The 561-nt window shown below is 40.3% G+C and carries 1 pseudogene; it reads left to right on the top strand.

What is annotated here, in order from left to right:
• Window positions 1–561, top strand: a pseudogene (locus GQR54_RS19460) (hypothetical protein); the annotation flags it as partial.

The following is a 561-nucleotide window of genomic DNA, read 5'->3' as shown; positions in this document are numbered from 1 at the left end:
TTTTCTCAAAAAGCCGTGTTTTATAAAGAAAAAGAGGCCTTTTTAATTGATTTGACCGAGCAAGGTACAAAAAAAACGTACACCGTAAGTTATGTATTTGGCTTTGACCCACTGCAACAGTATTTAATTGAAGTTGAAAAAGGCAAATACCAAGTATTTCCCTTTGCATGGGATAGTCGCGCTAAATCACTAGGCGGAAAGCGTTGGTATGCCAACTACGCTAACGAAGATGTAAAACCCAGCGACCGTCTCCATTGGCTGCAACCTCTGCAAAACTGGAACGGCATGTGCGCCGATTGCCATTCAGATAATTTAAAGCGTAATTACACTACTGAAAAAGAAAGCTTTGATACGCACTTCTCGAATATAAATGTGGGCTGTAAATCGTGCCACAGCGATATAACGGATGAACATAAAACTAAAAAAATAATAAAGACAGCTCAAACAAGCCCTACCAATATGTCGCAGTGGAAAATAATTGGCGATAATAAAATTGCTACTTGGCAAGGTGAGCCGCGCGATAACAGCTTTATGCAAGGCTGTTATGCGTGTCATTCGCTT

It is taken from the genome of Pseudoalteromonas sp. Z9A4 (assembly GCF_011378845.1).
GTDB classification, from domain to species: Bacteria; Pseudomonadota; Gammaproteobacteria; order Enterobacterales; family Alteromonadaceae; genus Pseudoalteromonas; species Pseudoalteromonas arctica.
This window is presented reverse-complemented; position numbering and strand designations above follow the sequence as displayed.